We start from the raw sequence: 25,792 nt of genomic DNA, 5'->3' as shown, positions 1-25,792 counted from the left end.
TGGGCAACTGTAGCGTTTTCATTCCAAAAACGTTTTACAACCACCATGAAATTTCAATAACTACCTGTTTTTTAAGGATTTTTTAAGGCTGGCCGCATTATTGCTAAGGGAAAGCAACCCCAAGAGCGCGAACCCACCGCGCCCAACGCCCTGCTTCCCGAGGATTCCCCATGAGCGAGTTGCGTTTCACTGAAGATCACGAATGGCTGCGCGTCGAAGCCGACGGTAGCGTCACCGTAGGCATCACCGCCTACGCCCAGAACGCCCTCGGCGATGTGGTCTACGTGCAACTGCCGGAGTTGCAGCAGTACGACAAAGGTGCCGAAGCCTCCACCGTCGAGTCGGTCAAGGCCGCCAGCGGTGTGTACATGCCACTGGCCGGTGAAGTGGTCGCCGTCAACGATGGGCTCAACGACAGCCCGGAGCTGGTCAACGAAGATCCGCTGGGCGAAGGCTGGTTCTTCCGCTTCAAGCCTGCCGACATGAGCGAAGTCGGAGCCCTGCTCGACCAGGACGCCTACGACCGCCTGATCAAAGCCAACGACGACGCCTGAGGAGCCCGACCATGACCATCAACCTCGGCACCGCCAACGAATTCATCGCCCGCCACATCGGCCCGCGCGCCGCAGACGAGCAGGCCATGCTGGCCACCTTGGGGTTCGACTCGCTGGAGGCGATGACCGCCGCAGTCATCCCCGACACCATCAAGGGCACCAGTGTACTGGGCGCCGAAGACGGCCAGAGCGAGGCCGATGCCCTCGCCGCGCTGAAAGCTATCGCCGGTAAAAACCAGCTGTTCAAGAACTACATCGGCCAGGGCTACTACAACACCCACACCCCAGCGCCGATCCTGCGCAACCTGCTGGAAAACCCGGCCTGGTACACCGCTTATACGCCTTACCAGCCAGAAATCTCCCAAGGCCGCCTGGAAGCCTTGCTCAATTTCCAGACCCTGGTCAGCGACCTGACCGGCCTGCCGATCGCCAACGCCTCATTGCTCGACGAAGCGACCGCCGCCGCCGAAGCCATGACCTTCTGCAAGCGCCTGTCGAAGAACAAGGCCAGCCATGCCTTCTTCGCGTCCGTGCACTGCCACCCGCAGACCCTCGACGTGCTGCGCACCCGTGCCGAGCCGCTGGGTATCGAGATCGTGGTGGGCGACGAGCGTGAGCTGGGCGATGTCAGCGCCTTCTTCGGCGCTTTGCTGCAGTACCCGGCCAGCAACGGCGAAGTGTTCGATTACCGTGAAGTCGTCGAGCGCTTCCACGCCGCCAACGCCCTGGTCGCCGTGGCCGCCGACCTGCTGGCGCTGACGCTGCTGACCCCACCAGGCGAGTTCGAAGCGGACGTGGCCATCGGCAGCGCCCAGCGCTTTGGCGTACCCCTGGGCTTTGGCGGCCCGCACGCGGCTTACTTCGCCACCCGCGACGCCTTCAAGCGTGACATGCCGGGCCGCCTGGTCGGTGTGTCGATCGACCGTTTCGGCAAGACTGCCCTGCGTTTGGCCATGCAAACCCGCGAGCAGCATATCCGCCGCGAAAAGGCCACCAGCAACATCTGCACCGCCCAGGTGCTGCTGGCCAACATTGCCAGCATGTTCGCCGTGTACCACGGCCCTGCGGGCCTCAAGCGCATCGCCGAACGCACCCATGCGCTGACCGCGATCCTCGCTGCCGGCCTGAAAACCCTCGGCGTGCAAGTGGTCGGCGAGACCGCCTTCGACACCCTGACCCTGGCCACCGGCAGCGCTACCGCAAGCCTGCACGACAAGGCACGCGCCCAGCGCATCAACCTGCGCCAGATCGACGCCGCCCACCTGGGCCTGTCGCTCGACGAGACCAGCACCCAGGCTGACGTCGAGGCACTGTGGCAGCTGTTCGGTGGCCAGCAGGCCCAACCGGACTTCGCCGCCCTGGCCGCCAGTACCGGCTCGCGTCTGCCTGCCGCCCTGCTGCGCCAGTCGGCCATCCTCGAACACCCGGTGTTCAACCGCTACCACAGCGAAACCGAGCTGATGCGCTACCTGCGCCGCCTGGCCGACAAGGACCTGGCGCTGGACCGCAGCATGATCCCGCTGGGCTCGTGCACCATGAAGCTCAACGCCGCCAGTGAAATGATCCCGGTGACCTGGGCCGAGTTCGGTAACCTGCACCCGTTCGCCCCGGCCGAGCAAAGCCAGGGTTACCTGCAGATGACCACCGAGCTGGAAGCCATGCTCTGCGCCGCCACCGGCTATGACGCCGTGTCGCTGCAACCCAACGCCGGCTCCCAGGGTGAATACGCGGGCCTGCTGGCCATCCGTGCCTACCACCGCAGCCGCGGCGAAAGCCATCGCGACATCTGCCTGATCCCGTCCTCGGCTCATGGCACCAACCCGGCAACCGCACACATGGCCGGTATGCGCGTCGTGGTCACCGCGTGTGACGCGCGTGGCAACGTCGATGTCGAGGACCTGCGCGCCAAGGCGATCGAGCACCGCGAGCGCCTTGCCGCGATCATGATCACCTACCCGTCGACCCACGGCGTGTTCGAAGAAGCGATCGGCGAGATCTGCGCGATCATTCACGACAACGGCGGCCAGGTGTACATCGACGGCGCCAACATGAACGCCATGGTGGGCCTGTGCGCACCGGGCAAGTTCGGCGGCGACGTCTCGCACCTGAACCTGCACAAGACCTTCTGCATTCCGCACGGCGGTGGTGGCCCAGGCGTCGGCCCGATCGGCGTCAAGTCGCACCTGGCGCCGTTCATGCCCGGCCACGCGCAACTGGACAACCGTGACGGCGCGGTATGCGCCGCACCGTTCGGCAGCGCCAGCATTCTGCCGATCACCTGGATGTACATCCGCATGATGGGCGGTGCCGGCCTCAAGCGTGCCTCGCAGATGGCGATCCTCAATGCCAACTACATCGCCCGCCGCCTGGAAGAGCACTATCCTGTTCTGTACACCGGCGGCAATGGCCTGGTCGCCCACGAGTGCATCCTCGACCTGCGCCCGCTCAAGGACACCAGCGGCATCAGCGTCGACGACGTGGCCAAGCGCCTGATCGACTTCGGTTTCCATGCCCCGACCATGTCCTTCCCGGTGGCCGGCACGCTGATGATTGAGCCGACCGAAAGCGAGGCCAAGGAAGAACTGGATCGCTTCTGCGATGCGATGATCCAGATCCGCGAAGAGATTCGCGCGGTGGAGAACGGTAGCCTGGACAAGGATGACAACCCGCTGAAGAACGCGCCGCACACCGCTGCCGAGCTGGCTGGCGAGTGGGGCCACGGCTACAGCCGCGAACAGGCGGTGTACCCGCTGCCAAGCCTGGTGGAAGGCAAGTACTGGCCGCCTGTGGGCCGGGTCGACAATGTGTTCGGCGACCGCAACCTGGTGTGCGCCTGCCCGTCGATCGAGAGCTACCAGGACGCCTGACCGCGTGGGGCCGCTGCGCGGCCCATCGCCGGCAAGCCGGCTCCCACAGGTCACGCGGCAGGTTGCAGCACCTGTGGCAGCTGGCTTGCCGGCGATGGGCTGCGCAGCAGCCCCAATGGGATAACCGGATACCTCTGGAGCAAGCACCATGTCACTGAGCGTCTTCGACCTGTTCAAGATCGGCATCGGCCCCTCCAGCTCCCACACGGTCGGCCCGATGCGCGCTGCCGCGCGGTTCGCCGAAGGCTTGCGCCGCGACGGCCTGCTGGCCAGCACCGCCAGCGTCAAGGCCGAACTGTATGGCTCGTTGGGGGCCACGGGCAAAGGCCATGGCAGCGACAAGGCGGTATTGCTTGGCCTGGAAGGCGAGCACCCCGATACCGTCGACACCGAAGCCATTCCCGCCCGCCTGCAAGCAATCCGTGAAAGCGGCCACCTGCGCCTGCTCGGTGAACACAGCATCGCCTTCATTGAGAAACAGCACCTGGCGCTGATCCGCAAGCCTTTGGCCTACCACCCCAACGGCATGATCTTTCGCGCCTTCGACGCGGCCGGCCTGCAAATCCGCAGCCGGGAGTACTACTCGGTAGGCGGCGGTTTCGTGGTCGATGAAGAGGCCGCCGGGCTGGACCGTATCGTCGAAGACAGCACCGTTCTCGCCTACCCGTTCAAGACCGCCAAGCAACTGCTCGGGCACTGCACCGCCCATCACCTCTCGGTGAGCCAGGTGATGCTGGCCAACGAGGCGGCCTGGCGCCCCGAGGCCGAAACCCGTGCAGGTCTGCTGCGGATCTGGCAGGTGATGCAGGATTGCGTCGCCGCCGGCTACCGGCACGAGGGCATCCTGCCGGGCGGGCTCAAGGTCAAACGCCGGGCACCAGCACTGTACCGCCAACTCAGCCAGCACCCGGAAGCCAACCTTCGCGATGCGTTGTCGGTACTTGACTGGGTCAACCTCTATGCCTTGGCGGTCAACGAGGAAAACGCCTACGGCGGGCGCGTGGTCACTGCCCCGACCAACGGTGCAGCGGGCATCGTACCGGCGGTACTGCACTACTACATGCGCTTCGTCCCCGGCGCCAGTGAAGACGGCGTGGTGCGTTTTCTACTGACTGCCGCGGCCATCGGCATCCTGTACAAGGAAAACGCCTCGATCTCCGGGGCCGAGGTCGGCTGCCAGGGCGAAGTCGGCGTGGCCTGCTCGATGGCAGCCGGCGCCTTGTGCGAGGTGATGGGCGGTAGCGTGCAACAGGTGGAAAACGCCGCCGAGATCGGAATGGAGCACAACCTGGGCCTGACCTGCGACCCGATCGGTGGGCTGGTACAGGTGCCCTGTATCGAGCGCAACGCCATGGGCTCGGTCAAGGCCATCAATGCGGTGCGCATGGCCCTGCGTGGCGACGGGCAGCACTACGTCTCGCTCGACAAGGTCATCCGTACCATGCGCCAGACCGGCGCCGACATGAAAAGCAAATACAAGGAGACCGCCCGCGGCGGTCTGGCCGTCAACATCATCGAATGTTGACCCGACAACAAAACCCAAGGAGTCACCGATGTCCGAAACACTGCACAAGACCCCGCTGCACGCCCTGCACCTGGAACTGGGCGCGCGCATGGTGCCATTCGCCGGCTTCGACATGCCGGTGCAGTACCCGCTGGGCGTACTCAAGGAGCACCTGCACACCCGTGAGCAGGCCGGGCTGTTCGATGTCTCGCACATGGGCCAGATCATGCTGCGCGGCAAGGATGCCGCCCAGGCCCTGGAAAGCCTGGTGCCAGTGGATATCATCGACCTGCCGGTGGGCATGCAGCGCTATGCGATGCTCACCAACGAGCAAGGTGGCATCCTCGACGACCTGATGGTTGCCAACCTGGGCGACGACACGCTGTTCCTGGTGGTCAATGCCGCCTGCAAGGCGCAGGACCTGGCCCACCTGCAGCAGCATATCGGTGACCGTTGCCAGATTCAGCCACTGTTCGAGGAGCGTGCCCTGCTCGCCCTGCAAGGCCCGGCCGCAGTCACCGTGCTCGCGCGCCTGGCCCCGGAAGTAGCCGGCATGACCTTTATGCAGGTACGCCCCGTCACCCTGCTGGGCGAAGACTGCTACGTCAGCCGCTCTGGCTACACCGGCGAAGACGGGTATGAGATTTCGGTGCCGGCCAAGGCCGCCGAAGCCCTGGCCCGCCACCTGCTGGCCGATCCGCAGGTGCAGCCGATCGGCTTGGGCGCGCGCGACTCTCTGCGCCTGGAAGCTGGCCTGTGCCTGTATGGCCACGACATGGATACCACCACCACGCCGGTCGAGGCCAGCCTGCTCTGGGCCATGTCCAAGGTTCGCCGTGCCGAAGGGGCGCGTGCCGGCGGCTTCCCCGGCGCCGAGGTGATCTTTGCCCAGCAGCAAGCAGGCGTGGCCCGCAAGCGTGTGGGCCTGCTGCCACAGGAACGTACACCTGTGCGCGAAGGCGCAGAGATTGTCGATGCCGCTGACAAGCCTGTGGGCAACGTCAGCAGTGGCGGCTTCGGCCCGACACTTGGCGCGCCGGTGGCCATGGGTTATGTCGATATCGAACATGGTGCGCTGGACACGCCACTGTTTGCCTTGGTGCGCGGCAAGAAGGTTGCCCTGAAAGTCAGCAAAACGCCTTTTGTGGCGCAACGTTACTATCGCGGTTGAACGCGGTACATGAGGTTTGCGGGCAGGTCGACTTATTCGTTTTCGAACCTGCTCCATAACTTATGAACATGGCGCCAGGCCAGGCGTCATGCCGTTTGCGACGAATTTTCCAGTTATCGAAAAAAGCCCGATTTTCCAGCTGATCAAGGGCTTGTTTTTTTCTTGGGAGTTGGCGTAGAGTCAATGCACTGTGTTTGCATGGGTCGCAACAGTTCGTGACCTGGGCCAGTAGCCGCAATCTGCTACAACCCGTTCGACGTGACTTACTTTCCTGCAACCCAGCCCAGTACTCTTTCACTTTCGATAACGTGAAAGTAACTGTCATTCAAATTTAAGCTTCATAGGAAATAAGACAATGGCTGAGCGTCAGAACGGTACCGTCAAGTGGTTCAATGACGAGAAAGGTTACGGCTTCATCACCCCAGAAAGCGGTGCTGATCTGTTCGTGCACTTCCGTGCCATCGAGGGCAACGGCTTCAAGAGCCTGAAAGAAGGCCAGAAGGTCACCTTCGAAGCAGTTCAGGGCCAAAAAGGCCTGCAGGCTGACAAGGTTCAAGTCCTCGGCTAAGCCGGTCGCGACTTCGAAGAAAGCCCCTGCCCTGTGCAGGGGCTTTTTTTTGCCCGTAGAATGACGGCTTCCCCCTCCGGAGCTGTCCTGCATGCCCAAGCCTCTGCTTTCACCCCAAGGTGATTTCCCGCCGGTCGGCCTGGGCCGGCGCCTGGCGGCGATGTTCTACGATTTCCTGCTGTGTACGGCCCTGCTGATCGTCACCGCAGGGGCCTACAAGATGATCCAGATGGCGATCATCGGCGAGGCGCGCATGCGCGAACTGACCGAGGCTGGTGCCCTGGACGGCGACCCGCTGCTGTCGACGTTCCTGCTGTTTGCGCTGTTCGGTTTCTTTGCCAAGTTCTGGACCCACGGCGGGCAGACTCTGGGCATGCAGGTATGGGGCGTGCGCGTGCAAAACCCTGACGGCAGCGCAATCAGCCTGTGGCAGGCGCTGCTGCGCTTTATCGTGTCGATCGCCTCATGGCTGTGCCTGGGGCTGGGGTTTCTCTGGTCGCTGATCGACAAGCGAAAGCGCGGCTGGCATGACATTTACTCGCAAACCGAGTTGGTGCGGGTGCCAAAACAGACGAAATGACAGCCAAGCAATTAGGGGACCGCTTTGCGGCCCATCGCCGGCAAGCCGGCTCCCACAAGTACCGCGCATCGCTTGAGGGCTGCGCTGTACCGGTGGGAGCCGGCTTGCCGGCGATGGGCTGCATAGCAGCCCTGCTAACGCTACCTGACCGGCATCAACCTCAAGGTCGGCTTTCTCACCTCACCAGGCCATCATCCCGCCCGGCGCAGCAACCATACGCCGGCCAGCGCACACACACCGGCCGGGATCACCACCGCCAACAGCGGCGGGAAGCCGAACACCTGGCTCGAAGGGCCAAGCAGGTCGCCGGCAATGCGGAACACGAACCCCACCAGTACGCCAGTGAACACGCGTTGGCCGAGGGTCACCGAACGCAGCGGCCCGAAGATGAACGAAATCGCCATCAACACCAACGCCGCTGTCACCGCCGGCTGCAGCACCTTGGTCCAGAACGCCAGCCAGTAACGGGCATTGTTCAGGCCTTGCTCGGACAGGTAGTGGATGTAATCCCAAAGCCCGGTGATCGACAGCGACTCCGGGGCCAGCACCACAGTATTGAGCAACTGTGGGGTCACTGAGACATCCCAGCGTTCTTCCGGGCTCTTCACCACTTCGGTGTGATCGCCACGGAAGTAGGTGGTGCTGACATCGCTGAGTACCCAATGATCGCTCTCGTAACGTGCCCGGCGCGCGAAACTCGAGGTGACGATCTTGCGCGCTTCGTCGAAGCGGTAGCGGGTCACGCCCAGCAGCAGGCCATTGGGCTGCACCGAGTTGATATGCACGAACTCATCACCCTGACGGTGCCACATACCACGCTTGGAGCTCTGCGCCTCACCGCCGCCCTGGGCCAGGGAACGGTCGGCCTGGGCCTTGTTCTCGCTGATCGGCGCCACGTACTCACCAATCAGCAGGCCGACCAGCATCAGCACCAGCATGGGCTTCATCACCGCCCATACGATACGCCCGATGGAAACCCCGGCGGCACGCATGATGGTCAGTTCGCTGCTGCTGGCCAGGCTGCCCAGGCCGATCAGGCAGCCGATCAATGCCGCCATCGGCAACATGTCATACAGCCGGCGGGGCGCCGTGAGCAGTGTGAACCAGCCCGCATCCATGACGGTATAGGTATCGCTCAGGTCGCTCATCTCATCGATGAATGCGAACAACGAAGCCAGGCCCAGAATGATGCCCAGCACAGCCAGGATGGCCAGCAACACGCTCTGGCCGATGTAGCGGTCGAGCTTAACCATGCGCCACCTCCGCACGACGGGCGGCACGCTTGAGGCGCAGCGGCTCCCAGTACATCAGCCCCAGACCGATGAGCAGGAACAGGGCATGCACCCACCACATGCCCAGGGCGATCGGCAGCTTGCCTTTCTCCAGAGCGCCACGTACGGAAATCAGCATCGTCAGGTAGGCCATGTACAGAAGGATCGCCGGCAGCAGCTTGAGGAAGCGGCCCTGGCGTGGATTGACCCGGGACAGCGGCACTGCCAGCAGGGTCACGATGAATACCAGGATCGGCAACGAGATGCGCCATTGCAGCTCGGCACGTTCCCGCAGCCCGGCACTGCCGATCAGTTGGGAGGTCGGAATGGCTTCACGCTCGGTCACTTCCTCGCTGACTTCAGGCTTGGGCAACAGCACGCCATAGGTGTCGTACTTGATCGCCCGGTAATTGGCCTGGCCAGGGTTGCCGTCATAGCGGTAGCCATTCTGCAGCACCAGATAGCGATTGCCGTCGGCCTGTACTTCCTGGTGGCCCTTCTCGGCTACCAGCACCGACGGTGCACGGTCCTTGGTCTTGTCCTGGCTGAAGCGCTTCTCGGAGATGAACACACCGGTGAGGTTGCTGCGATCATCGGTCAACTGCTCGGTGTAGGTCACCCGCGAACCGTCGCGCAGGGTCTGGAAGCGGCCCGGCACCAAGGTATCGAATTCGGTCAGGGCATCCTGCTCGCCGATGATCTGCTGCACCTGGGCAACGCCCAGTGGCGCCAGGCTCAGGCTCAGCCAGGCGACTACCAAGGCGACCAGCGCCGCGGGTGCCAGGGTAAGGCCGAGCAGGCGTTGCTGGCTCATGCCAGTGGCCGACAGCACGGTCATCTCGCTTTCCAGATACAGCCGGCCATAGGCCAGTAGGATGCCGAGGAACAGCCCCAATGGCAGGATCAGTTGCAAGAAACCGGGCAGGCGGAAGCCCATGATCAGGAACAGCACGCTCGGGTCGAGCACGCCCTGGGCCGCCTGGGCCAGGTACTTGATGAAACGCCCGCTCATGATGATCACCAGCAGCACTGCGCTGACGGCGCTCAAGGTCACCAGGACCTCGCGGGAGAGATAACGAAAGACGATCAAACCAGACACTCCTGGGTTGTCAGGGGCGGACTGCCAAACAAAGGCTTACGACAGCCAAGACCAATGCCGGTTCGCCAGGGGCGAACCTCCTTGTAAAGTGCGCGCATTATCCTGTGATTGACCGCGCCTGTCACTTGGCCGCGCATCAAGGCTGACAACGGGGTTGTCAGCACGCTTGCCGCAGGCTCAAACTGGCAGCTTTTCCACTGGCGCGCGACCACGCGGCCAGGCCCGCCCAGAGCGCAAGTACACAAAGCGCCAACTGCACAGATCATTCGGGGACCCTGACATGGAACTGGTTGTAAAAAGCGTAGCTGCTGCATCCGTAAAAACTGCCACCCTGGTCGTACCGGTCGGCGAAGGGCGCAAGCTCGGCGCCGTTGCCAAAGCTGTAGACCTGGCCACCGACGGCGCCATCAGTGCCATGCTCAAGCGTGGCGACCTGGCAGGCAAGCCTGGCCAGACGCTGCTGCTGCAAAGCCTGCCTGGCCTGAAGGCCGAGCGTGTGCTGCTGGTGGGCAGCGGCAAGGACGACGCCCTCGGTGACCGCGCCTGGCGCAAACTGGTCACCAGCGTTGCCGGTGTGCTGAAAGGCCTCAACGGCAGCGACGCGGTGCTGGCACTGGACGACATCGTCGTCAGCAACCGTGATGCCCACTACGGCAAATATCGCCTGCTGGCCGAAACCCTGCTCGATGGCGAGTACGTGTTCGACCGCTTCAAGAGCCAGAAAGCCGAGCCACGCGCGCTGAAAAAGGTCACCCTGCTGACCGACAAGGCCGGCCTGGCCGAAGTGGAGCGGGCGGCAAGCCACGCCACCGCCATCGCCACCGGCATGGCCTTCACCCGCGACCTGGGCAACCTGCCGCCAAACCTCTGCCACCCAAGCTACCTGGCCGAGCAGGCCAAGGAGCTGGGCAAGGCTCACAAAGGCCTCAAGGTCGAAATCTTCGACGAAAAGAAGATCAAGGACCTGGGCATGGGCGCGTTCTACGCGGTCGGCCAGGGCAGCGAGCAGCCGCCACGCCTGATCGTCCTGCAATACCAGGGCGCCAAGAAGAGCGACAAACCCTTCGTGCTGGTCGGTAAAGGCATCACCTTCGACACCGGCGGCATCAGCCTCAAGCCCGGCGCCGGCATGGACGAAATGAAATACGACATGTGTGGCGCCGCCAGCGTGTTCGGCACCTTGCGCGCCGTGCTCGAACTGAAGCTACCGATCAACCTGGTGTGCATCCTGGCCTGCGCCGAGAACATGCCGAGCGGCAACGCCACCCGGCCTGGCGACATCGTCACCACCATGAGCGGGCAGACCGTTGAAATCCTCAACACCGACGCTGAAGGCCGCCTGGTGCTGTGCGATGCACTGACCTACGCCGAACGCTTCAAGCCACAAGCGGTGATCGACATCGCGACCCTGACCGGCGCGTGCATCGTGGCCCTCGGCAGCCACACTGCGGGCCTGCTGGGCAACAACGACGAGCTGATCGGCCAGTTGCTCGATGCCGGCAAGCGTGCCGACGACCGCGCCTGGCAGCTGCCGCTGTTCGATGAGTACCAGGAGCAACTGGACAGCCCGTTCGCCGACATCGCCAACATCGGTGGGCCGAAGGCCGGCACCATCACCGCCGCCTGCTTCCTGTCGCGCTTCGCCAAGGCCTACAACTGGGCGCACCTGGACATCGCCGGCACCGCCTGGGTCAGCGGGGGCAAGGACAAGGGCGCCACTGGCCGGCCGGTGCCGCTGCTGACCCAGTACCTGCTCGACCGCGCCAGCGCCTGATGCCGTGAGGCCGGTGATGCCCCAAGGCGTCACCGGCCGACGGAGCGAACCATGAGTAAAGTCGATTTCTACATCCTGCCCACCGACTCGCTGTCGGCACGGCTGGATTTCGCCTGCAAGCTGTGCGAGAAGGCATGGCGCCTCGGGCACCGGGTCTACCTGCATTGCCAGGATGCCGAACAGCGCAGCGAGCTGGACCAACGCCTGTGGCAGTTCAAAGGCGAAGCGTTCGTACCCCACGACCTGGCAGAGGCCCACGCTGACGCCACCGTGGCCTTGGGTTTGGCCGACAACGCCGGCGAGCACCGGGATCTGCTGATAAACCTGGGCGCTGCTGTGCCCGGCTTTGTCGGGCAATTCGAGCGGGTTGCCGAAATCGTCGTCGAGCAAGCGGATATCCGCCAATCGGCCCGCGAACGATTCCGTTTCTACCGCGAACAGGGCTATGCTCTGCAAGACCACCGCTTACAGCGACTTTGACGACGATGGACAAGCCTTCCGCCCTACCCGATTCCGCCCATCTGCTTGACGACCTCGAGTCGATCCGCCAGCTGCTGGGCGACGCCGACCTGCAACCACCGCTGCTCACCGAGACGGTGGAGCAGATTCCGCTGCTGCTCGATACCCCGACCGGCAACACCCTGCCAGCACCTGAGGCGGCTGCCGCACCGGCCGAAGCGGACCCCGAAGAAAACCCGCAGACCCGCCGCCAGGACACCCTGCTGCACCTGGAAGCCGAGCTGCGCGCCGCAGCGCAATTGATCATGCAGGACGTGATCAACGACTTCACCCCGCATATCGAAACCGAGATCAAGCGCCGGCTCGATGCGCGTATCGAGCGGCTGATCAAGCGCTCTGAGTAAGCCCTACCAAACGCGGCGGATTCTTCGCGGGTTTACCCCGTGAAGAGTGCCCATAGGTCTTGCAGCTTGTCGCTTGAAGCTCGCAGCTCCGTTATACTTCCCGGCTTTCCCGAATTAATGCACAGGGTCCCGCCGCGCATGGATAAGACCTACCAGCCGCACGCCATCGAAACTTCCTGGTACAACACCTGGGAGTCCGAGAACTATTTCGCTCCACAAGGTGCAGGTGAGTCCTACACCATCATGATCCCGCCACCGAACGTGACGGGCAGCCTGCACATGGGCCACGGTTTCAACAACGCGATCATGGACGCTCTGATCCGTTTCCGTCGCATGCAAGGCCGCGACACCCTGTGGCAGCCAGGTACCGACCACGCCGGTATCGCCACCCAGATGCTGGTCGAGCGCCAGCTCGAAGCCAAGGGCCAGAACCGTCACGACCTCGGCCGTGAAGCCTTCCTGGACAAGGTCTGGGAATGGAAAGAGCAGTCCGGCGGCAATATCAGCCGGCAGATCCGTCGCCTGGGCTCGTCGGTGGACTGGAGCCGCGAACGCTTCACCATGGATGACGGCCTGTCCGAAGCGGTCAAGGAAGCCTTCGTACGCCTGCATGAAGACGGCCTGATCTACCGTGGCAAGCGCCTGGTCAACTGGGACACCAAGCTGCACACGGCCATCTCCGACCTCGAAGTGGAAAACCATGACGAGAAAGGCCACCTGTGGAACCTGCGTTACCCGCTGGCCGACGGCGCCAGGACTGCCGATGGCCAGGAGTACCTGGTGGTTGCCACCACTCGCCCGGAAACCCTGCTGGGCGATGCGGCGGTAGCGGTCAACCCGAACGATGAGCGCTACCAGGCCCTGATCGGCAAGTTCGTCGAATTGCCGCTGGTCGGCCGCCGCATCCCGATCATCGCCGATGACTACTGCGACCCCGAGTTCGGCACTGGCTGCGTGAAGATCACCCCGGCCCACGACTTCAATGACTATGAAGTCGGCAAGCGCCACAACCTGCCGCTGCTCAACATCTTCGACAAGAACGCCCTGGTGCTGCCCGCCGCCCAGGCCTTCAACCTCGATGGCAGCGTCAATGAGCAGGCGGACCCCCGCCTGCCCGCCCAGTACGCAGGCCTGGACCGGTTCGTCGCGCGCAAGCAGATCGTCGCCGACCTGGACGCTCAGGGCCTGCTGGTCAGCATCGACGACCATGCACTGAAAGTACCGAAAGGCGACCGCTCCGGCACCATCATCGAGCCGTGGCTGACCGACCAGTGGTACGTTTCCACCAAGCCGCTGGCCGAACCTGCGATTGCCGCCGTTGAAGATGGCCGCATCCAGTTCGTGCCCAAGCAGTACGAAAACATGTATTTCTCCTGGATGCGCGACATCCAGGATTGGTGCATCAGTCGTCAGCTGTGGTGGGGCCACCGGATCCCGGCGTGGTACGACGAGGCCGGCCAGGTCTATGTCGGCCGCAACGAGGCCGAAGTGCGCACCAAGCACAACCTGGGCGCCGACGTGGCACTGCGCCAGGACGACGACGTGCTCGACACTTGGTTCAGCTCGGGCCTGTGGACCTTCTCCACCCTGGGCTGGCCGGAACAGACCGAGTTCCTCAAGAAATTCCACTCCACCGACGTGCTGGTCACTGGCTTTGACATCATCTTCTTCTGGGTTGCCCGGATGATCATGCTGACCATGCACCTGATCAAGAACGAGGATGGCACCCCGCAGGTCCCGTTCAAGACCGTGTATGTGCACGGCCTGGTACGTGACGGCCAGGGCCAGAAGATGTCCAAGTCCAAGGGCAACGTGCTCGACCCACTGGACATCGTTGACGGCATCACCCTGGACGCCCTGCTGGAAAAACGCACCAGCGGCATGATGCAGCCCAAGCTGGCCGAGAAGATCGCCAAGCAGACCAAAGCCGAGTTCCCCGAAGGCATCGCCAGCTACGGCACCGACGCCCTGCGCTTCACCTTCTGCTCGCTGGCCTCCACTGGCCGCGACATCAAGTTCGACATGGGCCGCGTCGAAGGCTATCGCAACTTCTGCAACAAGATCTGGAACGCCGCCCGCTATGTGCTGGACAAAGGCGAGGACTGCGGGCAGAACGGCGAAGCCTGCGAGCTGTCGCTTGCCGACCGCTGGATCATCTCGCAGCTGCAACGCACCGAAGCCGAAGTGACCCGCCAGCTCGAGCAGTTCCGTTTCGACCTGGCCAGCCAAGCCCTGTACGAGTTCATCTGGAACCAGTACTGCGACTGGTACCTGGAACTGTCCAAGCCGGTACTGTGGGACGAAAACGCTCCGGTAGAGCGCGCCCGCGGCACCCGTCGCACCTTGGTGCGCGTGCTGGAAGTGGCGCTGCGCCTGGCTCATCCGTTCATGCCGTTCATCACCGAAGAAATCTGGCAGCGCATCGCGCCGCTGGCAGGCATCAACGGCAAGACCATCATGCTGCAGCCGTGGCCAGTGGCCAACGAAAGCCGCATCGATGCCGCCGCCGAAGGCGATATCGAATGGCTCAAGGAACTGATGGTCGGCCTGCGTAACATCCGCGCCGAAATGAACATCGGCCCGGGCAAGCCCCTGCCACTGTTCCTGAAGAACGCCAACGCCGACGACCAGCGCCGCCTGCAGGAAAACGAAGCCCTGCTCAAGAAGCTGGCCAAGGTCGAGTCGTTCACCGTGCTCGGCGAGGCCGAAGAAGCGCCGCTGTCGGCCACCGCACTGGTGGGCGATCTGCAGGTGCTGGTACCGATGGCAGGCCTGATCGACAAAGACGCCGAGCTGGCTCGCCTGAACAAGGAAATCCAGCGCCTGCAAGGTGAAGTGCAACGCGTCGGCGGCAAGCTGTCGAATGCTGCCTTCGTCGACAAGGCACCGCCTGCGGTGATCGAGAAGGAGCGCGCCAAGCTGGCAGAGGCCGAGCAGGCCCTGGCCAACTTCACCGAACAGCATGCGCGGATCGCTGCGCTGTAACCTAAAGTGAAGCCATCGCGGGCTGCTTTGGCAGCCCATCGCCGGCATGCCGGCTCCAACACGTACAGTGGTGTACCTGGGGGAGCCGGCTTGCCGGCGATGCTTTTTCAGGACACCCACCATGACCCAGAAACCCACCCTGCACCCGCGCAACCGCCATCAGGGGCGCTACGACTTCCCCAGCCTGATCAAGGCCCACCCGGACCTGGCTCGTTTCACCATCACCAACCCTCACGGTAAACCCAGCATCGACTTCGCCAACCCCGAAGCCGTGCGGGTGTTCAACCGCGCCTTGCTCAAGGCCCAGTACGGCATCCAGCACTGGGACATTCCCGCCGATTACCTGTGCCCGCCGATACCGGGCCGCGCCGACTACATTCACGTCGCCGCCGACCTGCTGGCCGAGGACAACGCAGGTGAAGTGCCCAAAGGCGCTCAGGTGCGCGCCCTGGACATTGGCGTGGGTGCCAACTGCATCTACCCGCTGCTCGGCCACAGCGATTACCGCTGGCGCTTCCTTGGCTCGGACATCGACCCAGTGGCACTGGCCTCGGCCAAGGCCATCGTTCAGGCCAACACGCTGAGCAAGGCCATCGCACTGCGCCAACAGAACGATCCCAAGCTCATTCTCGGCGGCCTGCTGGAGGAAGGCGAACGCTTCGACCTGACCTTGTGCAACCCGCCCTTCCATGCCTCCCGCGATGAAGCCACCCGCGGTAGCCAGCGCAAGTGGAAGAACCTCGGTAAACAGGACCCCAAGCGCAAGCTGCCCGTGCTCAACTTCGGCGGGCAGAACAACGAGCTGTGGTGTGAAGGTGGCGAGATCCGTTTCGTCAGCCAGCTGGTTGGCGAAAGCGTGCAGTACGCCTTGCAGGTATTGTGGTTCACCAGCCTGGTGTCCAAGGCCAGCAACCTGCCGGGCATCGAAGCGGCGCTGAAAAAAGCCGGGGCCAAGGCCATACGCATCGTTGAGATGGGCCAGGGGCAGAAACAAAGCCGTATGGTTGCGTGGAGCTTCCACGACCATGGCCAACGCCAGGCCTGGAACGCCCGACGTAAATCACAGGCATGAAAAAACCGCGCCCGGGCAAGCCGGGCGCGGTTTCGTCAATGCATCAACGAATTACTTGTTGATAGCGTCGGTCAGCGACTTGGCCGGCACGAACTTGACGACTTTCTTGGCAGCGATTTCGATGGCGGCGCCAGTCGAAGGGTTGCGGCCGGTACGGGCAGGACGCTCGGAGACTTTCAGCTTGCCGATGCCTGGCAGAGTGATTTCAGCGCCGTTTTCCAGCTGGTCGGCAACGATCTGGCCCAGTTGCTCCAGAGCGTTTTTGGCGGTGGCTTTCGGCTGAGCGATCGACTCGGCGATATCGGCAATCAGTTGGTCTTTGGTCAATGCCATGGTGGTGTTCCTTCCCTATCAAATTCAGTGGTTATGCAGCGCTCTACGACGTTATCGGGCCAGCCCCTGAAGTCTGGAGGGCCGCGCCAATCGGGCATGTAGATGCACAAATCGGCGTTTGGTTCGACACGGCGCAAGTGCGCTGCCAGCAATGCGCCACCCGAGGTGCGCAAGACCGCGCAAAGCTACCACAGGAATGGATAAATATCCGCTGCTCGCTTCAATTTAGTGCAGGTTTTTCGGGGGTTTTAGCCAAATTCGCTAAAAATTGAACAAAAAAACAACAACCGGCATTTCTGCCAACATCCGGCCACTGCATCACCTGCCGTCTGCGGTAAACTTCCCCACTTTTGCAGCGCGGCGCCTGGCCGCCCACGACTGACCGAGAATTCCATGCCAATCCGTCATTGCATCGTTCACCTGATCGACAAGAAGCCCGATGGCAGCCCCGCCGTGCTCCACGCACGGGATACCGAGCTGGGTGCATCGGACGCTATCGAAAACCTGCTGGCCGACCTCAACGACAGCTACAACGCCAAGCAGGGCAAAGCCTGGGGCTTCTTCCACGGTGAATCCGGCGCCTACCCGCTGAGCGGCTGGCTCAAGCAGTACCTGGAAGATGAAAAGGACTTTGCCGCCTTTAGCCGCGTTGCCGTTGAGCATCTGCAAAAACTGATGGAAGAATCCAACCTGTCCACTGGCGGCCACATCCTGTTCGCCCACTACCAGCAAGGCATGACCGACTACCTGGCCATCGCGCTGCTGCACCACAGCGAAGGCGTGGCGGTGAATGCCGAGCTGGATGTGACGCCTTCGCGGCACCTGGACCTGGGCCAATTGCACCTGGCGGCACGTATCAACTTGTCGGAGTGGAAGAACAACCAGAACTCCAAGCAGTACATCTCGTTCATCAAGGGCAAGAATGGCAAGAAGGTTTCGGATTACTTCCGTGACTTCATCGGCTGCCAGGAAGGCGTCGACGGCCCAGGCGAAACCCGTACCCTGCTCAAGGCGTTCAGCGACTTCGTTGAAAGCGAGGACCTGCCGGAAGAAGCCGCACGCGAAAAGACCCAGACCCTGGTCGACTACGCCACCACCCAGACCAAACTGGGCGAGCCGGTAACCTTGGAAGAGCTGTCCAGCCTGATCGACGAAGACCGCCCCAAGGCCTTCTACGACCATATTCGCAACAAGGACTACGGCCTGTCGCCAGAGATCCCGGCGGACAAACGTACCCTCAACCAGTTTCGCCGCTTCACCGGGCGTGCCGAAGGCCTGTCGATCAGCTTCGAAGCGCATCTGCTGGGGGACAAGGTGGAGTATGACGAGGCGGCGGGTACACTGATCATCAAAGGCCTGCCGACGCAGCTGGTGGACCAGCTCAAGCGCCGCAAGGACTGATCAACCGTTGGCATAGGAGGCGACCAAAGCCTCCTTGGCTGCCTTGCGCAACTTCTTCACCAGGCGCTCCTGGCGCAATGCCTCGCCCTTGTCCGGCCATTGCTCGACGTAGACCAGCGCCTGTGCCGGGCTGGTCTTGAAATACCGCGCCCCCTGCCCCTTCTGATGCGCCACGAAACGCCGCTGCGGATCATCACTGATGCCGCAGTACAGCGAACCATTGGCAGCGCGCACCAGGTAGACATACCAAGGTTTGCAGATGGGTTTTTCCGATACGTCGCTCACGATGCTTGTGCCTGGCTGCGAAGCGCACAGCTTAACCGCTCAGTTCGCCTGCTGAAACGCACGCAGCCCTTTGAATGCCTGCTGGCGCACTTTGTTCTGCAGCATGGGCGACCACCCCAGCAACACACCCGGGGCACCCAACGCCTGACGCGACCAGCGCCACAGGTCGAAGCTGTCGTCGTGCTGGCAGATCAACCCGTCGCGGATGACGAAGCGCGCCTGAATATCGTTGACCACGGTACGGCCAGTCTGGCTGAACAGGTATGTCGCCACCCAATGTGCGCAGGCGCTGCGCTCGTCTGCGCGGACATGGTCGAATGTCAGAGAGAAATCCTTGGCCCGTGTGGTGAGCATCCGCCACATGTCACCGGCATCACGGCCGCGCAGGGTACCGAAAACCGGGTCACTGAAGACGATGTCATCGCTGTAGCAAGCCACCATCGCTTCAGCGTCCAGGCGCTGGAAAGCTTGATAGAAACGGGTGATCAGGTCACGGTTGGCATCGCTCATGGGCAGGCCCGTCCTGGGAATGGAAAGCTGCACGATAATCTGTGGGCAGCGGCAATGCCATGCCCATTTGCAACGTGAATGCAGGCTGGATCACTGCACGCCTCAAAGCCTTTCGCTACTCACGTTGACATGCCGCGCCCGCCCCGCCCCGAGGCCGAACACGATGGCACCCACGCCCAGCACGGCAAAGATCCAGCCCACGGCGGCCCAGCCGCCCGTCATGTCATGCACCAACCCCACGGCAAAGGGGCCCATCGAGGCAAGGGTGTAGCCCACGCCCTGGGCCATGCTCGACAGGTTGGCCGCCACATGGGCGTCTTTGGAGCGCAGCACGATCAGCGTCAGCGCCAAGGCAAATGTACCGCCCTGCCCCAGCCCCAGCAGCACCGCCCAGCCCCACAGGCCAGACAACGGCGCATACAGGCAACCGAACAGGCCGGCGAGGGTGATGAGCATGACCAGTACGATTGCCAACCGCTGGTCTTTGCCCCGTGTGGCCAGCCAGGGCGCACTCAGCGAGCTGACCAGTTGCACGATCACCGAACCGGAGAGCACCAGGCCCGCCTCGGTCGGGCTCAGGCCACGGCCGATGAGGATAGACGGCAACCAGCCGAACACGATGTACGCCAGCGATGACTGCAGGCCCATGTACAGGGTTACCTGCCAGGCCAGCGGATCACGCCATAGCCCTTTCACCCGGTAAGCCACCTTGTGCATGCCGTGCCCTTGGCGCGCCTGGGGCAACCAGACCAGCATGGCCAGCAATGCCGGGATCATCCAGAAACCCAGGCCCAAGGCCCAACTGCCATGCAAATGCTCGGTCAGCGGTACCGTGGCGCCTGCTGCCATGGCTGCGCCCAGGCAAAGGGCCATGGTGTAGACCCCCGTCAAGGTGCCGGCGTGGCTGGGAAAATCACGCTTGACGATACCAGGCAACAGCACGCCGATGATGCCAATGCTGGCGCCGGCCATGATGCTGCCAAGAAATACCCCGGTGGTCCCCAACGCACTGCGCAGCACGATGCCCAGCGCCAGCGTCAGCAAGATGCCGAGGATCACCCGCTCGCTGCCCCAACGCCGCGCAAGCAGCGGTGCAAGGGGCGCGAATAGCCCCAGGCAGAGCACTGGCAAGGTCGTCAGCAGCCCCGCTTCAGAGGCACTGAGGCCAAGGCTTTCACTGACCAGGCCAAGTACCGGGGCCATGCTGGACAGCGCCGGGCGCAGGTTCAAGGCAACCAGTACCAGGCCCAACAACAGCAACCAGGGCCGCTGCAGTACCACAGGCTGGCCCTGCACTTGCGCATCATCGGCTTCGGCATCGATCAGCAGTTCATCCAGCTCGCGCTCGCGGGCAGGTGTGTCACGGGTCATTGGTTCAGCCATGGCCTTCTCGTGGTCAGGATTCGATGAGGGTCCGGCTCAGGCACTTGGCCCGCTCCGGATCGCGTTGTTCGATGGCGTCGAGGATCTGACCATGCAGATCGAAGGTGGCCTGGCAGCGCGGGACAGTGGCCATGTTGTGCTGCAACGCGGCAGCCACGACACCCGAGAAATAGCGGTACAGCTCGCTTAGCGCCGGGTTGTGTGCAGCGTCGATAAGGCGTTGGTGAAACGCCAGGTCGCAACTGACGTAAGCATCCACATCACCATGAAAATGTTCGGCGCTGCCCTGCAACGCGATGCGCAGGGCACGCAAGTCGTCGTCGGTACGGCGCAGTGCTGCCAAGCCTATCGCCTCGGTTTCCAGAATGTGCCGCGTTTCCCTCGCCTGCTCCAGCGTGCAGCGCGACATTGCCTGAACCGCCTGCAATGGGTCCAGGCAAGTACGCAGGTAACTGCCGTCGCCCTGGCGGATTTCCACCAGGCCACTGAAGGCCAGCACGCGCATGGCCTCACGCACGGTATTGCGGCTGATGCCCAATTCCAGGGCCAGCTCCGGCTCGGTCGGCAAACGCTGCCCTACCCGCCAGTCACCTTGGAGAATGCGCTCACGCATGCGCTCCACCGCGAGCTCGACCAAGGATCGCTTGGCCAATTCATTGCCCATGCCTATTCAACCAATCATCCGACGAATTTGCGTATGTTAAGCCAGCGTGGATAGCAGATCAAATCAGCGTGCCGGCCAAACCAAAGGGGCCGCAGTGCGGCCCCTTTGGGTATCAGCTCAACGCGTCGATCAGCGCCTGGTTCATGTCTGGCGTACCGATGGTGATACGCAGGAACTGAGCAATCCGCTGTTGCTTGAAGTGGCGCACAATCACACCTTGCTCACGCAGGCGCGCCGCCAGCTGCGCCGCATCCTCCTGCGGGTGGCGGGCGAAGATGAAATTAGCCGCCGATGGCAGCACCTCGAAGCCCTTGGCAGTCAACTGTTCAACCAGTGCCTCACGGCTTTCGATCACCTTGCGACAGGTGTCTTCGAAGTACGCCTGGTCCTCGAACGCTGCAGCAGCGCCGACGATCGCCATGCGGTCCAGCGGGTAGGAGTTGAAGCTGTTCTTGATCCGCTCCAGCGCCTCGATGAGGTCCGGGTGCCCTACCGCCAGGCCGACCCGCAGGCCGGCCAGCGAGCGCGACTTGGACAAGGTCTGGGTCACCAGCAGGTTGTCGTAGCGGTTAACCAGGCTGATCGCCGTCTGGCCACCAAAGTCGATATAGGCTTCATCCACCACCACCACCGAGTCGCGGTTGGCCTGCAACAACTGCTCGATTGCCTGCAGCGGCAACAGGCAACCAGTCGGCGCATTCGGGTTGGGGAAGATGATCCCGGCATTGGGCTTTTGGTAGTCCTCGACACGGATCTGGAACTGGTCATCCAGCGCCACAGGCTCGAACGGGATGCCATACAGGCCGCAGTACACGGGGTAAAAGCTGTAGCTGATGTCCGGGAACAACAGCGGGCCGCCGTGCTGGAACAGGCCGTGGAAAATGTGCGCCAGCACCTCGTCCGAGCCGTTGCCCACGAACACCTGCCCAGTGGTAACGCCGTAATACTCGGCCACCGCCTGCTTGAGCCGGTCACCATTGGGGTCCGGGTACAAGCGCAGGTTGTCGTTCAGCTCGCCGCGCATGGCTTCCAGGGCCTTGGGCGACGGGCCATAGGGGTTTTCGTTGGTGTTGAGCTTGACCAGCCGGGCCAGCTTGGGCTGTTCACCGGGGACGTAAGGCACCAGGTCCTTGACGAAGGGGCTCCAGAATCGACTCATGCTCAGTTCCCCTTGTCTTGGGTCAGGATACGGTATTCGGCGCTGCGGGCGTGGGCGGTCAGGGACTCGCCACGGGCCAGGACCGAGGCGGTGTGGCCCAGCTCGGAAGCACCCTGCTCGGAGCAGAAGATGATCGACGAACGCTTCTGGAAGTCATAAACACCCAGCGGCGACGAGAAACGCGCGGTACCGGACGTCGGCAGCACATGGTTGGGGCCGGCGCAGTAGTCGCCGAGCGCCTCGCTGGTGTGACGGCCCATGAAGATAGCGCCGGCGTGCCGGATCTGCCCCAGCCAGGCCTGCGGATTGGCGACCGACAGTTCCAGGTGTTCAGGGGCGATACGATTGGCCACCTCGATGGCTTGCTGCATGTCGCGCACCTGGATCAACGCGCCCCGGCCATTGATCGATTTCTCGATGATCTCGGCGCGCTCCATGGTTGGCATCAGCTTGTCGATACTGGCGGCCACACGGTCGAGGAACTCAGCATCCGGGCTGACCAGGATGGCCTGGGCGTCTTCGTCGTGTTCGGCCTGGGAGAACAGGTCCATGGCGATCCAGTCGGGGTCCGTCTGGCCGTCGCACACCACGAGGATTTCCGAAGGGCCGGCGATCATGTCGATACCAACCTGGCCAAATACGTGACGCTTGGCGGTGGCCACGTAGATGTTGCCTGGGCCGACGATCTTGTCCACCTGGGGCACGCTCTCGGTGCCATAGGCCAGGGCCGCAACTGCTTGAGCACCACCCACGGTGAACACGCGGTCGACACCTGCAATGCAGGCAGCAGCCAGTACCAGCTCGTTGACTTCACCGCGCGGCGTCGGCACCACCATGACCACTTCAGCCACACCCGCGACCTTGGCCGGGATGGCGTTCATCAGTACCGACGACGGGTAGGACGCTTTACCGCCAGGTACATACAAGCCGGCGCGATCGAGCGGGGTCACCTTCTGACCCAATACGGTACCGTCGGCCTCGGTGTACTGCCAGGAGTCCTGCTTCTGCCGCTCGTGGTAGATACGCACGCGCTCGGCGGCTTTCTCAAGGGCTGTACGCTGGGCGTCGGTGATGCGGGTCAGGGCCAGTTCCAGGCGCTCGCGACCCAGGATCAGGTCATCGATGCTGTTGGCGGCAACGCCGTCGAAACGCTGGGTAAACTCCACCAGCGCCGCATCGCCGCGCTCACGCACGGCCTTGATGATGTCGAGCACGCGCTGGTTGACCGCGTCATCGGACACACTTTCCCAGCTCAGCAGATGATCCAGATGTCGGGCGAAATCCGGATCAGCGGCGTTGAGACGGGCAATTGCAGTGGACACGGTCATGGCGAGGGCCTCGATTATTAGCGAATGCTCAGGCGCCCTAGGCTACCAGTCCATCCGCGCGGGCACCCGAGAAAAGTGGCTATGACGCGGATAGACGGGCGCGACAGCAGAGGTCGCGCGTTCGAGTCAGCCGCGGTGTCGCGATTCGACAGCTTGACGCAGGGTGTCGATCAGGCTCTGGATGCGGGCGTGCTGCATCTTCATGGACGCCTTGTTGACCACCAGGCGCGAGCTGATCGTGGCGATCAGGTCCTGGGGCTCCAGGCCGTTGGCGCGCAGCGTGTTGCCGGTGTCGACGACGTCGATGATCTTGTCGGCGAGGTTGATCAGCGGCGCCAGTTCCATCGAACCGTACAGCTTGATGATGTCGACCTGGCGACCTTGCTCGGCGTAATAGCGCTTGGCTACGTTGACGAACTTGGTGGCAACGCGCAGGCGGCCCTTGGGCTCGGGCGCACCGACCACGCCTGCGGTCATCAGCTTGCAGCGGGCGATCTGCAGGTCCAGCGGCTCATACAAGCCCTGGCCGCCGTACTCCATCAGCACGTCCTTGCCTGCCACACCGAGGTCGGCGGCACCATGCTCGACGTAAGTCGGCACGTCGGTGGCGCGCACGATCAGCAGCCGTACGTCGTCCTGGGTGGTGGGAATGATCAGCTTGCGGCTCTTGTCCGGATTCTCGGTCGGCACGATACCGGCCTCGGCCAGCAACGGCAGGGTATCGTCGAGGATGCGGCCTTTGGAAAGCGCGATGGTCAACATTGGAACGTCGGTCCTTAAGCGGCTACAACCGGCCCGGTCATCGACCCGGCCGTGTTCAATTCAATGGGCGCATCCTTGCGCCGACGAGGCATTAGCCCGGTACGCGACGGATCTTCGCACCCAGCATCTGCAGTTTCTCTTCGATGCACTCGTAACCACGGTCGATGTGATAAATGCGATCGATCAGGGTATCGCCTTCGGCGACCAGCGCTGACAGCACCAGGCTGGCAGAAGCACGCAGGTCGGTGGCCATGACCGGGGCACCCTTGAGTGCCGGCACGCCGGTCACGATGGCGGTATTGCCCTCGACCTGAATCTGCGCGCCCATGCGGTGCATTTCGTACACGTGCATGAAGCGGTTCTCGAAGATCGTCTCGATGACCGCGCCGGTGCCTTCGGCGATGGCGTTGAGCGAGATGAACTGCGCCTGCATGTCGGTCGGGAACGCCGGGTACGGGGCGGTACGCAGGTTGACGGCTTTGGGCCGCTTGCCATGCATATTCAGCTCGATCCAGTCCTCACCGGTGGTCAGGTCGGCACCGGCTTCCTTGAGCTTTTCCAGTACGGCTTCAAGGATGGTCGGGTCGGTGTCCTTGACCTTGACACGGCCACCGGTGACGGCCGCAGCGACCAGGTAAGTACCAGTCTCGATACGGTCGGGCATCACGCGGTAGTTGGCCGAATGCAAACGCTCGACGCCATCGATTGTGATGGTGTCGGTGCCAGCGCCTTGCACTTTGCCGCCCATGGCGTTGATGAAGTTGGCCAGGTCGACCACCTCCGGCTCGCGTGCGGCGTTCTGCAGCACACTGCGGCCCTTGGCCAGGGCAGCAGCCATCATGATGTTTTCGGTACCGGTCACGCTGACGGTATCGAAGAAGAAGTGCGCGCCGCGCAGGCCACCCTCAGGTGCCTTGGCCTTGATGTAGCCGCCTTCGACTTCGATCTTGGCACCCATGGCCTCCAGGCCGCGAATGTGCAGGTCGACCGGCCGCGAACCAATGGCGCAACCGCCTGGCAGGGCTACTTCGGCCTCGCCGAACCGGGCAACCATCGGGCCAAGCACCAGGATCGAAGCGCGCATGGTCTTGACCAGCTCGTACGGCGCGACCAGGGTCTTGATGGTACGTGGGTCGATTTCCACCGCCAGCTTTTCGTCGATCACAGGCTCGATGCCCATGCGGCCGAACAGCTCGATCATGGTGGTGATGTCGTGCAGGTGTGGCAGGTTGCCCACGGTGACCGGGCCGTCAGCCAGCAGGGTCGCCGCCAGAATCGGCAGGGCCGCGTTCTTCGCGCCCGAAATGCGGATCTCGCCGTCAAGGCGAGCGCCGCCAGTAATAATCAGTTTGTCCATTGGAGTCTCGCCGCCAAGTTGGCTCAGGTGCGCTCAGCCCAGGCTGCGCTGCTGAAAAATTTCATGGTTACTGCATGGATGCTACCGTTGGCGATCCAGGGATTAAGGTGAGCATAGATCGCCTGCTGACGCTTGACCGGGCTCAGGCCAGCCAACTCGTCGCTGATCACGTTCAACTGGAAGTTGCAGCCTTCGCCTTCAACTTCGACCCGGGATCCCGGCAATTTTTCTTCAAGGAAGCTCTTAACTTCTACGGCCTGCATGCTCAACCTCAATCGGCGCCCGATGCGCACGGGTCGGCC

24 protein-coding genes are annotated in these 25,792 nt (G+C 63.0%); 12 read left to right on the top strand and 12 right to left on the bottom strand.

What is annotated here, in order from left to right:
- The first annotated feature begins 170 nt into the window (after positions 1-170).
- The 6 genes from gcvH (at position 171) to JNA92_RS08410 (ending at position 7,244) form a co-directional block, all read left to right on the top strand.
- Positions 171-554: a glycine cleavage system protein GcvH gene (gene gcvH / locus JNA92_RS08435; RefSeq protein ID WP_241804263.1), complete on the top strand. Its 384-nt coding sequence runs from the start codon at positions 171-173 to the stop codon at positions 552-554.
- 11 nt (positions 555-565) lie between these two features.
- The gene (gene gcvP / locus JNA92_RS08430) at positions 566-3,421 is read left to right on the top strand and encodes an aminomethyl-transferring glycine dehydrogenase (RefSeq protein WP_241804262.1); all 2,856 of its coding nucleotides are present in this window, start codon (positions 566-568) and stop codon (positions 3,419-3,421) included.
- A 148-nt stretch (positions 3,422-3,569) separates the two neighbouring features.
- Positions 3,570-4,946, top strand: a complete 1,377-nt coding sequence (locus JNA92_RS08425) for an L-serine ammonia-lyase (RefSeq protein WP_241804261.1) — start codon at positions 3,570-3,572, stop codon at positions 4,944-4,946.
- A gap of 28 nt (positions 4,947-4,974) precedes the next feature.
- A complete protein-coding gene (gene gcvT, locus JNA92_RS08420; protein WP_241804260.1) occupies positions 4,975-6,096 on the top strand; it encodes a glycine cleavage system aminomethyltransferase GcvT in 1,122 nt (373 codons plus the stop codon).
- 355 nt (positions 6,097-6,451) lie between these two features.
- The gene (locus JNA92_RS08415) at positions 6,452-6,664 is read left to right on the top strand and encodes a cold-shock protein (protein ID WP_012316046.1); all 213 of its coding nucleotides are present in this window, start codon (positions 6,452-6,454) and stop codon (positions 6,662-6,664) included.
- Between the two features lie 91 nt (positions 6,665-6,755).
- Positions 6,756-7,244: an RDD family protein gene (locus tag JNA92_RS08410; protein ID WP_241804259.1), complete on the top strand. Its 489-nt coding sequence runs from the start codon at positions 6,756-6,758 to the stop codon at positions 7,242-7,244.
- Positions 7,245-7,435: 191 nt separating this feature from the next.
- On the opposite strand, the gene lptG is transcribed toward JNA92_RS08410, so the two are convergent.
- Complete coding sequence (gene lptG, locus JNA92_RS08405) at positions 7,436-8,497, bottom strand: LPS export ABC transporter permease LptG (RefSeq protein ID WP_241804258.1); 1,062 nt, start codon at positions 8,495-8,497, stop codon at positions 7,436-7,438.
- The gene (gene lptF, locus JNA92_RS08400) at positions 8,490-9,605 is read right to left on the bottom strand and encodes an LPS export ABC transporter permease LptF (RefSeq protein WP_241804257.1); all 1,116 of its coding nucleotides are present in this window, start codon (positions 9,603-9,605) and stop codon (positions 8,490-8,492) included. Before lptF ends, lptG begins: the two co-directional genes overlap by 8 nt.
- Positions 9,606-9,894: 289 nt before the next feature.
- On the opposite strand from lptF, the gene JNA92_RS08395 reads away from it, so the two are divergent.
- The 5 genes from JNA92_RS08395 to rlmF all read left to right on the top strand — a co-directional run bounded on the left by JNA92_RS08395 (position 9,895) and on the right by rlmF (position 16,308).
- Positions 9,895-11,388, top strand: coding sequence for a leucyl aminopeptidase (locus JNA92_RS08395; RefSeq protein WP_241804256.1), 1,494 nt, complete (start codon positions 9,895-9,897; stop codon positions 11,386-11,388).
- Between the two features lie 51 nt (positions 11,389-11,439).
- Positions 11,440-11,868: a DNA polymerase III subunit chi gene (locus tag JNA92_RS08390; RefSeq protein WP_241804255.1), complete on the top strand. Its 429-nt coding sequence runs from the start codon at positions 11,440-11,442 to the stop codon at positions 11,866-11,868.
- 5 nt (positions 11,869-11,873) lie between these two features.
- Positions 11,874-12,251: a DNA polymerase III subunit chi gene (locus tag JNA92_RS08385; RefSeq protein ID WP_241804254.1), complete on the top strand. Its 378-nt coding sequence runs from the start codon at positions 11,874-11,876 to the stop codon at positions 12,249-12,251.
- A gap of 138 nt (positions 12,252-12,389) precedes the next feature.
- Positions 12,390-15,236, top strand: a complete 2,847-nt coding sequence (locus JNA92_RS08380; protein ID WP_241804253.1) for a valine--tRNA ligase — start codon at positions 12,390-12,392, stop codon at positions 15,234-15,236.
- A 121-nt stretch (positions 15,237-15,357) separates the two neighbouring features.
- On the top strand, positions 15,358-16,308 hold the full coding sequence (rlmF, locus tag JNA92_RS08375; protein WP_241804252.1) for a 23S rRNA (adenine(1618)-N(6))-methyltransferase RlmF: 951 nt from the start codon (positions 15,358-15,360) through the stop codon (positions 16,306-16,308).
- Positions 16,309-16,359: 51 nt separating this feature from the next.
- Here rlmF and JNA92_RS08370 read toward each other — a convergent pair whose 3' ends face one another.
- Positions 16,360-16,641, bottom strand: a complete 282-nt coding sequence (locus JNA92_RS08370; protein WP_012316055.1) for an HU family DNA-binding protein — start codon at positions 16,639-16,641, stop codon at positions 16,360-16,362.
- A gap of 393 nt (positions 16,642-17,034) precedes the next feature.
- Here JNA92_RS08370 and yejK point away from each other — a divergent pair, with 393 nt between their 5' ends.
- A complete protein-coding gene (gene yejK, locus JNA92_RS08365; RefSeq protein WP_241804251.1) occupies positions 17,035-18,042 on the top strand; it encodes a nucleoid-associated protein YejK in 1,008 nt (335 codons plus the stop codon).
- On the opposite strand, the gene JNA92_RS08360 is transcribed toward yejK, so the two are convergent.
- From JNA92_RS08360 to JNA92_RS08320, 9 genes are all read right to left on the bottom strand, one after another.
- Positions 18,043-18,330, bottom strand: coding sequence for a GIY-YIG nuclease family protein (locus JNA92_RS08360; RefSeq protein ID WP_372490506.1), 288 nt, complete (start codon positions 18,328-18,330; stop codon positions 18,043-18,045).
- Positions 18,331-18,366: 36 nt separating this feature from the next.
- Entirely contained in the window at positions 18,367-18,837 is a 471-nt protein-coding gene (locus JNA92_RS08355) for a nuclear transport factor 2 family protein (protein WP_241804249.1), read from the bottom strand.
- Positions 18,838-18,939: 102 nt separating this feature from the next.
- On the bottom strand, positions 18,940-20,220 hold the full coding sequence (locus JNA92_RS08350) for a CynX/NimT family MFS transporter (RefSeq protein ID WP_241804248.1): 1,281 nt from the start codon (positions 20,218-20,220) through the stop codon (positions 18,940-18,942).
- Positions 20,221-20,233: 13 nt separating this feature from the next.
- Positions 20,234-20,884: a FadR/GntR family transcriptional regulator gene (locus tag JNA92_RS08345; RefSeq protein WP_241804247.1), complete on the bottom strand. Its 651-nt coding sequence runs from the start codon at positions 20,882-20,884 to the stop codon at positions 20,234-20,236.
- Between the two features lie 112 nt (positions 20,885-20,996).
- Entirely contained in the window at positions 20,997-22,043 is a 1,047-nt protein-coding gene (hisC, locus tag JNA92_RS08340) for a histidinol-phosphate transaminase (protein WP_241804246.1), read from the bottom strand.
- A 2-nt stretch (positions 22,044-22,045) separates the two neighbouring features.
- Positions 22,046-23,371 (bottom strand): histidinol dehydrogenase, encoded by a 1,326-nt coding sequence (hisD, locus tag JNA92_RS08335; RefSeq protein WP_241804245.1) that lies wholly within the window; start codon positions 23,369-23,371, stop codon positions 22,046-22,048.
- 126 nt (positions 23,372-23,497) lie between these two features.
- On the bottom strand, positions 23,498-24,133 hold the full coding sequence (gene hisG / locus JNA92_RS08330) for an ATP phosphoribosyltransferase (RefSeq protein ID WP_012316063.1): 636 nt from the start codon (positions 24,131-24,133) through the stop codon (positions 23,498-23,500).
- A 91-nt stretch (positions 24,134-24,224) separates the two neighbouring features.
- Entirely contained in the window at positions 24,225-25,490 is a 1,266-nt protein-coding gene (murA, locus tag JNA92_RS08325; protein ID WP_241804244.1) for a UDP-N-acetylglucosamine 1-carboxyvinyltransferase, read from the bottom strand.
- A gap of 23 nt (positions 25,491-25,513) precedes the next feature.
- A complete protein-coding gene (locus tag JNA92_RS08320) occupies positions 25,514-25,753 on the bottom strand; it encodes a BolA family protein (RefSeq protein WP_003255121.1) in 240 nt (79 codons plus the stop codon).
- Positions 25,754-25,792 lie beyond the last annotated feature (39 nt).

The organism is Pseudomonas putida, from assembly GCF_022627325.1.
GTDB lineage: Bacteria > Pseudomonadota > Gammaproteobacteria > Pseudomonadales > Pseudomonadaceae > Aquipseudomonas > Aquipseudomonas putida_X.
The sequence above is the reverse complement of the archived record's forward strand: the minus strand, read 5'-3'. Positions and strand labels throughout refer to the sequence as shown.